The following is a 10,076-nucleotide window of genomic DNA, read 5'->3' on the forward strand; positions in this document are numbered from 1 at the left end:
GATACTCCAGAAATGTTTTAAGAATCTTCTATATCGAAAGTCACTCTATCCTCTTCAGAGATTTCAACCGCTTGAAGCTCTGGTTCAACAGTTTTCTCATCAAGATCCAGGTTCTCGTAGAACGGAGACTCCTTGCCTTCCTCAGCCGAGAAAAACAAGTGATTTTCCGCACGGGTCATCGCAACGTACATCAAACGCCGCTCTTCATCATAATCCCCGGCCATACATTTGGAGAGTATCTCGTACCGCCAGTTATCGAAGCTGAAACCGTATTCAGAGTCAAACTTCTTTCTCTGACGCAGACCCACAGGATCCTGGTACTTTAGAACCGAGAAACCGGAGTTCTGACTTGGAAACACTCCTTTGTTTACGTCGGCGATGAAAACCGCCGGGTACTCCAATCCTTTTGCTGCGTGAACGGTTTGGACTGTAACACTGTTTTCCGATCCCCGGGTTTCCACCTGGTAGATCTCTCCTTCCTCAATATTGTCTTCTATAAAGCTGATCAGGCTGCCGGTGTTCATGAACGTCGAGCGGAACGCATCCTGTATAACCTCGATTATCCGATCGGAAACCTCGTTTTCGTACCCGTAATGTTCGAAAACAGTGTTCGCAACCGCTTTGACGGTATCGAAGGACTCAAGCTTTTCGCGGAATGCCTTCATGTCCGGAGGATAGCTTTTGTTCTCCTCGTCCAGAATGGCTTTGGCTTCATCAAGACTGTAACCGGCGTGTTCAAGCACGACAGCCCAGCCTCTCAGGGAATCGGAGTTAAGTATACGCAGCCATGCCAGCAGTAATAGTGCCTGAGGTGTTTTGAACAGTTCAACCCCGCCCTCGTACTCGACAGGTATGCCGTAGGTACTCGCCAGCTCCTGTAACTCCAGTCCGAACCGCCGGGTGCGGGTGAGAACCGCGATATCCCCGTACTCAAGTATCTCACCTTCTTCCTTGAGGTATTTTTCGTTATCGATTATTTCCTGGATACGGGATAGAACTGCTTTAGGTTCGTTTTCGCTTGTAAACCGCTCGATCTTCGAGCTTTCGAAACCGGTCTTTGATTCAAGGCTGACCAGTTCTGGTTCAGGAACGTTTTCCCGTCTATGGGCGGGCAGCTCAAGTGCATGTTCTGAAAAATCAAGTATTTTCTGTCCGGACCTGTAGTTTTGCTTTAACTCGATTCTCTCGACCTCACCTATGTCCAGGGTTTTTTCCGCCTCCTGAAGCTCTTCTAGGTATTTTTCAAGTCGTTTCTGGAACCGCTGTATGTTCTCAACTGATGCGTGCTGGAAGCTGTAAATACTTTGTTTCCAGTCCCCGACTGCCGCAATATTCGGTTCCTCGGAGAGTAAAAGTGCGAGTTTCAACTGGATCTCGTTGGTGTCCTGGAACTCATCGATCATGACATACTCGAAGCTTTCTTTCTCTCGTATCTCCGGGCGCTCATGTAACAGTACGTAGGAAAGTGCCATGATGAACGGGAAGTTCAGGTAGTTCCGGGAAAGACAGTGTTCAAGGTACTCGTAGTACAGATCGTGTACGAAGGATTTGAGCTGGTCTCTGTTTTCCTCGAAGGACCGTCGCATGAAATCCTGGCGTACGCTTTTGGTTCCACGACCACCTCTTATCTCGGCTACATCCGGAGCGTCTTCCGGGAAGTCCTTCCAGCGGTAGCTGTAAAGCCTGTCTCTTAACTCGCTTTGTCTTTGACCGTTCGAGGTCTCCCGTGGCTTGTTCATCTCCTTGAAGACATCCTTGAAACGCTCGTAGTCCCCATCCAGGTATTTTTCAGCCTCTCCGAACCAGGAACTTTCTGTCGGGAAGATTCCCTTCGAGGCCAAGGTCTTTAACAGTCCGAGAACTCCGGAAGCCTCGGTTATACGGTAGAAATCGTTGTACTCGGTGTTTTCTGCTTTGAACCCGCTGTAAAACTCTTTGAACTCCTGGCGTTCCCTGACTTGGCTTTCCATCACATCGACTTCCTCGGTTATCTTTTCCTCTATCCCAAGAAGCTCCGGTGCGTTAAACCCGTGGCGCTCCAGTATTTTCTGACAGTGGCTGTGGAAAGTTGAGATCGGCGCCTCGAAGATACGGCCAGGCTCGAACTCCGTCAGCTCGACAATTCGCTCGCTCATCTCCTCGGCCGCGTTCCGCGTGAAGGTCGCGAGGAAAACATCTTCCGGCTCGACCCCTTTCTTACCGACGATCCGGGCGTACCTGCGGGTTATAGTGAACGTCTTTCCTGTGCCTGCTCCGGCATCGACTAGGTAGGTTCCTTCCGTGTTCTCGATTAACTGTTTTTGCTGTTTGTTCGGATCAGTCATTTTCTAGCCTCTATCAGAAGATCTCTTTCCGGCAGGTCATCCGGGTTGCCATCGATCGGGAAACCGTTTTCCTTACAACGGTTTAACTCCTCAATCTGCTCGCCTAGGAACTCCTCGAACCTGTCAAGGTCTTTTTTGAAGTAGTTTGCGTTCCGGATCTTAACCAGTTTTTTAACCGCGCTTTTTACCCCTTTCTCGACGTACTTGTAGTCTCCGACCCTTTCTTTACCTAGCTTGATGAAATCCTCGAAGAAACGTGATTCAAGGAACTCACTGGTCTCATGGGTATCAGGTACCTCGGTATTTTCTATGAAGTCTTTATACCGTTCTTTACCTATTTTCTCCAGTGTTTTCCGTCTATCATTTGACTTGGCTACGCCGTCCGTTAGGTACTCGAAGACTTCATCCGTCCCAATGTGTTCTTGGAAGCTCTTCGGTATGTACTCGACGGTTACAAGGGTTTCGTCTAGATCGCCATCGCCTTTGATGTGATCGCCTATCTCGTGGAGGAAATGGAAAAACGTAAACTTCAGGCGCTCGTCGGGGTTTATTTTCCGGTGTTCCGCTAAATACATTATCGGCTGGAAGTTCGGGAAACGGGCGTCCTCGTACATATCGACCTTTGAGGCCTCTATTATCTTGTTTTCGGTCTTTTTCCTCCCGGACTTGTAATCTATCAGGTGCGCCCGGTTTTTCACGAAATCGATCTTCCCGGTTGCTCCCATCTCCTCGTCGGTAAACTCAAGTTCGGTTACCTCGAAACGCAGCTCCTTGCCGTACTTTTTGGCAAACTTGTTGCCGGATTCAGCCTCATACTCTTCTATCTCCTTGGAGCTTATCTCCTCTCTGCGTACGTATTTTTTGATGTTCCTTGTACCTATCTCGAATTCGGTCCGGATCTCATCCAGTTCGATCTCATCCAAGTAAGGCTTTATCTCCTCGACCATGAACTCGATGTAGTCCTGTTCTTCGGTAAAATCCGGGTAGTTAACGTAGAACTCGGCGAAATCGTGGAACAACCTTCCTTTCTTCATAACCTTCTTATCGGCGCTCGGGATCAGCCTATCGAAGTAGTATACTCTTGGAGACAGTGCGAACGAGTTCAACCGGGACTGGCTCAGCATCTCAACCCTCTCTGTTTCTATGTTGGTCTGTTTTTTAGCGAACCCTCCCTGTCCTTCACGCTGGGAAGGTGCGGTTCTAACAGCTTCCAGCTCCTCGAAGTCGGTCGGAGATACCCCAAGTATCTGCGTTAGATTAAAGCAGAGTCTTTGTTCGGACTCATCGACCAAGTACCTCTGGTTAGTCCCGGACTGTAACATCAACTCGAACTCATCACGGATCACGTCCCTCTGTTTTCTCTCATCCGTCCAAGGTTTTTCATCCGGCTCACGGTTCCACTCGGTTGTAAAACCAGCGAAGACAACGTAGTCTCTGTCGATAAACGTCCCGTTTTCCGGAGTTACAAGCAACACCCCGTTTTCCTCGTTTTCCGATGGATCAAACCTCTGTATGTAGTATTCAAGTTTCGATAGGTTGGCTCTGTTTACCTCCCGGTTTTCGAGTCCAAGCCGGTCAAGTACCGCCTTTATCTTATGTGTTTCAGCTCCCAGCTCATCGAGTTTCTCTAAGGCCTCACCGAAGTTCATGTGCTGTAAAACATTCAACAGTTCTTTGAGGTCTCTGGCATCGGCATGTTCCAGTCTGGAAAGCAGTTTCGGATCGTGGCGCCTTGAAACACTGATTTTCAGCTGGCTTATCACCGGACGGATATCCTCTACCCGTAAAGGATTGTTCGAGACAGCCGCTCTCATCAAACCAATGTAGGTCCGGAGATTCTCCGATTCCGATAAAGCCAGGCTTCTAGTGAACTCGATGCCCTCCGATTCAAGACGTGATTCGATAAGCGAACGATGACGTGAGTTAGAAGGTGATACAACCGCTATATCATCCGCTCCTATCTTTTCCGCACTTTCAACGACCGCCTGTGCTAGCTCTCCCGCTGATCTAAACGAGTAAAACTTCCCGAGTTCCCTGCTCTCGTCTTTGAAGCTGCTGATCGAATCATATTCTTCAGGCAGTATCCTCTTTTCGATTTCGTTGAACCGGTCTTCATCCAAGACAAGCACTGGTCGTTCGATATCCACCGATTCCGAGTTGTAAGGGTTCTCAACCTTTTCCATAAGCTCTCTGATGTTTTCTATCTCGGAGTTGTCCAATCCTTTCTCTTTCAGACCTTCCAGCTTGCCGGTTGACTGTAGGCAGCTTTCCGCGTTTTTCAAAAAGTAAGAGGCCTGTTTCCAGCTCATCTCTTCAGCGAATTTGAGGAAAAGCTTCTGTCGGTACTCGCCGTCGAACCCGAGTTTCATAGGTGTCGATACCTTTCCTTCTATTCTTTCGTTTAACGGTTCTACAAGCGAGCTATCCGGTACTATAACCGTGGCGTATTCTTCGGCTTTTTCCGCCAGTTGTTCTATACTATGAGTTTTTCTAACCGAGAAAGGCATTCAATTCAGTTAATGTTTCGATAAGATTTTAACCGCTCCGATTACAGCCTTTACTATGATCGAAATAGTTCTCGGCGGAGCAGTCATAATTCTCTCAGGCGCGGTATTCTACCTTGTAACCCAACAGGAAGAACCGGATATCGACGTGGAAGTCGACCCGGATAAGGTCCGTGGGGCAGTATCTGAATCCTGGCAGAACCTTAAACTCGATGAGAAGATAGGGTCGGTCGAAAAGCAGATGGAGAACGTACAGAGCGAAGCCGAGAAAATCCAGGATCTACACCGAGATATTGAAACAATGCTGGCGAACCCTCAGGAACGCGGAGAGTTCGGGGAACGAAAACTGGAGGACTTGCTGGCCCGCCATCTGCCGAGCGATATGTATGGCACACAGGAGACGGTTGTAGGCCGGAAAAAACCGGATGCCTACATTCAGTCAAGTGCCGGTAAGATCTGTATAGACTCGAAGTTCCCACTGGAGAGCTTCCGACGGATGCAGGAGGCTGAAGACGAGAAGGAAAAACAGAAGCATTCGAACAAGTTCCGGCGTGCTGTCAAAAAACAGCTACAAGAGGTAAAGAAAAAGTACGTTAAACCGGAGAAAGGAACCACGGACTATGCCTTCGAGTTCGTTCCATCCGAGACCGTCTACTACTATCTTGTGAGAGAGGAATATGAGCTTCTAAACGAGTACACACGTGAAGGCGTACAGGTAGTCTCTCCTTTAACACTAGGTCACAAGCTTGAACTGGTTAAAAGCGATGTGAAGACAGCACAGCTCTCGAAGGAAGCTGAGAAGGTTAAAAGTCAGTTACAGTCGTTTGAAAACAGCTTCAGAGACGTCTTCGATGAGTGGTCGACGTTTTACAAGCACGTCAGGAACTCGAAGAAGAAAGCCGATGACGTTGAATCAAGCCTTGAGCGACTGGAAGACGAGTTCGAGTCAGTGAACCGTCTGGAAAACTAACGTTTTTCAGGTACAGACCTACTTTAACTATATTATATTCTACAATAGTTGTTATTATCTACAGAAATTGTGTTGATTGTTCTAAAACCAAGTATGGTTATGGAAGAACAGACGGGACCACGTTATGTGCTTTTCAGGAACGGAAGTTCGATGAAAGAGTTCGAGGATGTAAAACAGATTCTAGACGGCGTGAGCTACGAGGAAGTCGAATCAGATGAGATATTCGACAACGCGTTTACGAAAGGAGACCCTATACTGGGCGTGAAAACCGCTATCGGCTATGTGACCCATAGAGGCTATGATAGCATCGATGAAGCTATGAGCGTTCTCGAAGGAGAGTGAAAAGCGATCAGGCGCTAGAAAGATTTACTGGGAGTCTTTAGGCTCTACGTCCTGAACATCTCCCATGTTATCCGGCATGTCGAAGTCGCCTTCTCCTATTTTCTCCGCTGAATCCATCAGCAGATCCATCTGCTCTTCCATCATACCGAGCTGTGTTTTCATCTTGTGTTTAATCAGGAAAACTCCTAGAAGCGCTGTTGTGACAGAGCCAACGATGAAACCTGCTCCAAAGTAGATCAAGCTCATAACCGAAATTAGTCTTCAACGAGTTAAAAACCGACCGCATGGAAGAAAAGAAAGTAGGAAAGATATGTAGAGTTTTTTGAGCGGTTTCCTAAGCCGCTTTTGAGACATCACCTCGTCGAACAAATCAAGGTTTTTGGCGTTTCAATCTGTTTTAGTGTTTTTTCGTTTTGTTTGTTGGCGATTGTGTGTTAGACCTTCTTGGCGTTCCGTGTTTAGTGTCGGAAATGTTTGCTCCGAATTTTTTCGGCCGAGGTCTGCCCACCGGAGCCTCCTGAGTTGAAAGCTCCGTCAGATCGTCTCAGCCTACTTATCCTGTACTACATATACAGGATGTTCGGAATATTAGATTGAATAGTGTTTTTGCTCCTATAGCTGGAACTTACGGCGTTGTTGCGATACCTGAACCGGTGTGCTTCCAGGAGCATATACTAACTCTGTTGACGAGGGTTTATAAAAGTTTTTGCCTAAGGAGAATTGAGCTAGAATTTGTATCTAGAGCGGTTTCTGAGGCCAGTCCTGCTGACTTGAGCTATAGCTCTGTCTCGATTAGTTTCTGTTTGATCTGCTCGACTGTATCCGTGAGATAGACCTCCCCGAATAGTGCGACCACCAGCCCTCCGGATATATCGAATATGAGATCCTTCATCGTATCCTCCAGACCGTACTGAGTTAAGACAGTCTCTCCTCCAAGTATCTCGGCAGCGCCGGATATCCCGAACTCCAGAAGCTCCCAGACAACTCCGAAAGCAACCACGAACAGAAGTATGAAGATGAAAAACAGCTTTGAAGGTAGATGTATCTGTTCGTAGTGTTCATCGATCGCTCTAATAGTTGCGTAGCCAGCTCCAGCCACCACTGATGAAGAAAGAGTATGTGTTAGATGATCCCACCACCAAACAGTTCCGTAAGGACCTAAAGTACCGGCAGCATGTAGGAATACCGCAGAGGTAAGCCAGAGGACGAGCAACGGATTCATCTCTATGCCGTAATCTCTTTCAATCAACGCAGGAACGAATGTGACGGAAAAGGAAACCAGCGAGTTCACAATTATCCCTGTATCGCCCGTATAGAATCCTATTCCAAGCCCTAGGAGCATGAAGACGCGCATAAACCGAGCTAACCGATTCTGATTCCGTTCAGAAAGCCTCATTTTTCAGCCTCCGATCTCTGCGTTTGAAATAGATGTTGAAAGCAAATCCTGCTATAATACCGGCTAGAAGCGCCGAGGCAAACTCCCACATTAAAGCATGCTCCGAGACAATGAGAGACGTCTGTAAGTAAATATCGGAAAGCCAGCGCGCCACTGCCCATATACCGGAGACTGCTACCGTTGTAACTGATACAAGCGGCACAGCAAACGCCGGCGTGGTTTTAAACGAAGTGAATGTATCGAGTTCTGTGACAACAAGGAGTGCGATACCTGCTGCCGTAATATAGTTAAGAGTATTCGATGCCACAAAGCCTAGCTCCATACCTTTGATTGTGAAAGGTACAGCCAGTAAAGCCAGTATTTCAAACGGTACAAGAGCCTTAGGTTCAAGGAAAACCACGGGCGGCACGAATACGAGTACGAGTACTGTAAAACCGTACAGAGACCAGGTTAAAGCTCCATCGAAAAGAATGTTAAACGAGTTAGCTAGAAGATAAAGTGCGAAAACAGCTGATAGAGCCGTGTTAGCCTTCTTGCCGAACACATTCGAGGTCTGTAGGTAGTCTTTCACCGGCAAAGCTCCGTGTTAAACGTGCCACGACCAGAGTTAAATTTGTTCACAAAAGAAGGTATGCGGCCAGATAGCTGATTGATGCTAGGGCGGCCGCAGAGACCAGGTTGACGGCGAAAAAGTAGTTTCTCTCCACGCCGGTTCTTCCTGAAAGAGAAGTCGCAGTTCCCGACCCTAGAAGACTGAAACCTACCAGGCTGTAGACAAACTGGTAAGAGGATTCATGAGTAGGAGCCTGGATTAGAAACGCGGTGAGGCCGAAAAAACAGGAAAATAGAATTTTCCCGTCTAGTTGATCACGGAACGAAAAGCCTTTGAGATATCCGAAGCAGAAGACTGCGGCGATCACAGTCGAGAGTTCGATGAAAAACACCGCTAGAAGATTCAAGACAGGTTGACCGATCAGCACAATTCTTTCCGTCAAGAAATTCAGGCTCAAAGGATAGAAAAACCGGGGAGGCGTCCCCGTAAATAGATCTCCGAACGGGTGGCTGATTAAGCCGATGAAAGCCGCGATAAAGAACCATTTTACAGTCAGACGGTCAGAAGTAAAACGAGCCAGAAAAAGAGCTGAAAAAACGTATAAAACAAGTACAAAACCCGTAACAAAACCTCCTAAAGTTATACCGACAGCAAAACTAGTGAATACGGTAAAAATCTCCAGATCTAAGTTCTTTGTCTTGAAGCAGAGTGTTGAGGTCGCAGCTCCTATAATACCTGTTATGAGGCTATGGGTTATCCCTCTGTGTATTTGACTTGAAGACTTCCAGAAAGTTTCGACAAACACCGAGGTACCCTCCATGAACATAGAAACCGCGGTTAAGGCATAGACGATATCTATATCGGGAACTATGCTGAAAGCTGCTGCGGTGAAAGCGATTGCCAGCGCCTTCCCTACATCCAAGCCTGCTTTTAACGCAACTAAAGCCGCTAAGGTAAACGCTAGAAAGAAGTGACCGACAATCATCAGTTCATAGGTTATATATTAATGTTATATCTTTTACCGGTAGCTCGTGTTTTCCAGTCCTATCTCCGCGAGAAACAGGTGTGCGGCGATCTGGTGAGAGCAGGTATCTCCCTGGAAGGCGCACGGACAGAAAGTCTCCCCTGTATCGATATCGACCCCCAAGGTGTAATCCGAGGTGTTTCCCTCAACCTTGAACTGGTAACGGTCATCGGAGCCGAAAAGCAGCTTTATCCGCTCCTCATCCACTATTTTCCGTGCCTTACCCCATTTGTGTAGATTCTCCCGTTGAGGTCTCGAGATGTTTTCAAAGTCCATAGACAGTGTTTTGTCACCGAAGCTTCAAAACCTGTTGCCGACAGTTCAACCAAAACTATTCCTGTTCTCTATCGATCAGAACAGCTCTCATCGGAGCGCCATCAGCAGCTATCTTCAACGGCATACCGGAGAAAACATACCTGCCTGGCTCTGCTTTCGATAGATCCAGTCCTTCGATCACAGTCATTCTTTCATTAGCCCTGAGATGAGCTTCCTCCGCTTTCCGCCCTCCATCGAACTTTACAAGACTCAGATGATCTATTCCAACAGTACGGACGTTTTGATCCACTAAATACTCAGCTGCGTCTAAAGTAAGGTATGTAAAATCTTTACGGAATTTTTCGAGACCTTCCAGAGAGTTTTCGGTTTTCAAAAGCACTATACCGGTTTTAATTTCTTTTTCCTCTAAGTCTGCTCTCTCAACGTTTTCATCACACCCGGTGAGATCCAGTACCTGGCAGTCGCCGTAGAAGTTTTCCAGGTCGATCTGTTTTACAGTCTCACCGTCTTCCTTGACGTGTTGGAGGGCATCGACGTGTGTGCCGGTATGGCTTCCAATACAGATCCTCGATTCGGTGGTAGAATCCTCCGGGATCTGCCTGTACCTTTCTATCTCCGGTGAAGGATTTCCAGGGTAAACCGGCATGTCCTCGGAGACCTCCATCGAGATATCTATTATTCGCATAG

10 protein-coding genes are annotated in these 10,076 nt (G+C 47.4%); 2 read left to right on the forward strand and 8 right to left on the reverse strand.

The genetic code is table 11. From position 1 onward, the window contains the following. Nucleotides 1–17: 17 nt before the first annotated feature. A complete protein-coding gene (locus tag SVXnc_RS02995; RefSeq protein WP_347721451.1) occupies nt 18–2,324 on the reverse strand; it encodes an ATP-dependent helicase in 2,307 nt (768 codons plus the stop codon). Beyond that, the gene (locus SVXnc_RS03000) at nt 2,321–4,831 is read right to left on the reverse strand and encodes a PD-(D/E)XK nuclease family protein (RefSeq protein WP_347721452.1); all 2,511 of its coding nucleotides are present in this window, start codon (nt 4,829–4,831) and stop codon (nt 2,321–2,323) included. Before SVXnc_RS03000 ends, SVXnc_RS02995 begins: the two co-directional genes overlap by 4 nt. A 55-nt stretch (nt 4,832–4,886) precedes the next feature. Here SVXnc_RS03000 and rmuC point away from each other — a divergent pair, with 55 nt between their 5' ends. Together rmuC and SVXnc_RS03010 are read left to right on the forward strand one after the other, a co-directional pair. Next, nucleotides 4,887–5,798, forward strand: coding sequence for a DNA recombination protein RmuC (gene rmuC / locus SVXnc_RS03005; RefSeq protein ID WP_347721453.1), 912 nt, complete (start codon nt 4,887–4,889; stop codon nt 5,796–5,798). A gap of 99 nt (nt 5,799–5,897) precedes the next feature. Then, a complete protein-coding gene (locus SVXnc_RS03010) occupies nt 5,898–6,140 on the forward strand; it encodes a hypothetical protein (protein ID WP_347721454.1) in 243 nt (80 codons plus the stop codon). Nucleotides 6,141–6,164: 24 nt separating this feature from the next. Here SVXnc_RS03010 and SVXnc_RS03015 read toward each other — a convergent pair whose 3' ends face one another. The 6 genes from SVXnc_RS03015 to SVXnc_RS03040 all read right to left on the reverse strand — a co-directional run bounded on the left by SVXnc_RS03015 (nt 6,165) and on the right by SVXnc_RS03040 (nt 10,074). Next, nucleotides 6,165–6,386 carry a hypothetical protein gene (locus SVXnc_RS03015; RefSeq protein WP_347721455.1) on the reverse strand — a complete coding sequence of 74 codons (222 nt, stop codon included), beginning with the start codon at nt 6,384–6,386 and terminating at the stop codon, nt 6,165–6,167. A gap of 529 nt (nt 6,387–6,915) precedes the next feature. Then, nucleotides 6,916–7,494, reverse strand: coding sequence for a DUF2238 domain-containing protein (locus SVXnc_RS03020; protein ID WP_347721456.1), 579 nt, complete (start codon nt 7,492–7,494; stop codon nt 6,916–6,918). Nucleotides 7,495–7,522: 28 nt separating this feature from the next. Beyond that, nucleotides 7,523–8,107, reverse strand: a complete 585-nt coding sequence (locus tag SVXnc_RS03025) for a hypothetical protein (RefSeq protein ID WP_347721457.1) — start codon at nt 8,105–8,107, stop codon at nt 7,523–7,525. Between the two features lie 46 nt (nt 8,108–8,153). Then, nucleotides 8,154–9,074 carry a metal-dependent hydrolase gene (locus SVXnc_RS03030; protein WP_347721458.1) on the reverse strand — a complete coding sequence of 307 codons (921 nt, stop codon included), beginning with the start codon at nt 9,072–9,074 and terminating at the stop codon, nt 8,154–8,156. A gap of 33 nt (nt 9,075–9,107) precedes the next feature. After that, a complete protein-coding gene (locus SVXnc_RS03035; RefSeq protein ID WP_347721459.1) occupies nt 9,108–9,389 on the reverse strand; it encodes a hypothetical protein in 282 nt (93 codons plus the stop codon). Nucleotides 9,390–9,444: 55 nt separating this feature from the next. Then, the gene (locus SVXnc_RS03040; protein ID WP_347721460.1) at nt 9,445–10,074 is read right to left on the reverse strand and encodes a cyclase family protein; all 630 of its coding nucleotides are present in this window, start codon (nt 10,072–10,074) and stop codon (nt 9,445–9,447) included. Nucleotides 10,075–10,076 lie beyond the last annotated feature (2 nt).

Source organism: Candidatus Nanohalococcus occultus (genome assembly GCF_029207735.1).
Taxonomy (GTDB): domain Archaea; phylum Nanohalarchaeota; class Nanosalinia; order Nanosalinales; family Nanosalinaceae; genus Nanohalococcus; species Nanohalococcus occultus.

Coding starts and splice junctions, on each gene's coding strand:
- SVXnc_RS02995 (WP_347721451.1), bottom strand. CDS start 2,324: ATGACTGATCCGAACAAACAGCAAAAACAGTTAATCGAGAACACGGAA.
- SVXnc_RS03000 (WP_347721452.1), bottom strand. CDS start 4,831: ATGCCTTTCTCGGTTAGAAAAACTCATAGTATAGAACAACTGGCGGAA.
- rmuC (WP_347721453.1), top strand. CDS start 4,887: ATGATCGAAATAGTTCTCGGCGGAGCAGTCATAATTCTCTCAGGCGCG.
- SVXnc_RS03010 (WP_347721454.1), top strand. CDS start 5,898: ATGGAAGAACAGACGGGACCACGTTATGTGCTTTTCAGGAACGGAAGT.
- SVXnc_RS03015 (WP_347721455.1), bottom strand. CDS start 6,386: ATGAGCTTGATCTACTTTGGAGCAGGTTTCATCGTTGGCTCTGTCACA.
- SVXnc_RS03020 (WP_347721456.1), bottom strand. CDS start 7,494: ATGCGCGTCTTCATGCTCCTAGGGCTTGGAATAGGATTCTATACGGGC.
- SVXnc_RS03030 (WP_347721458.1), bottom strand. CDS start 9,074: ATGATTGTCGGTCACTTCTTTCTAGCGTTTACCTTAGCGGCTTTAGTT.
- SVXnc_RS03035 (WP_347721459.1), bottom strand. CDS start 9,389: ATGGACTTTGAAAACATCTCGAGACCTCAACGGGAGAATCTACACAAA.
- SVXnc_RS03040 (WP_347721460.1), bottom strand. CDS start 10,074: ATGCGAATAATAGATATCTCGATGGAGGTCTCCGAGGACATGCCGGTT.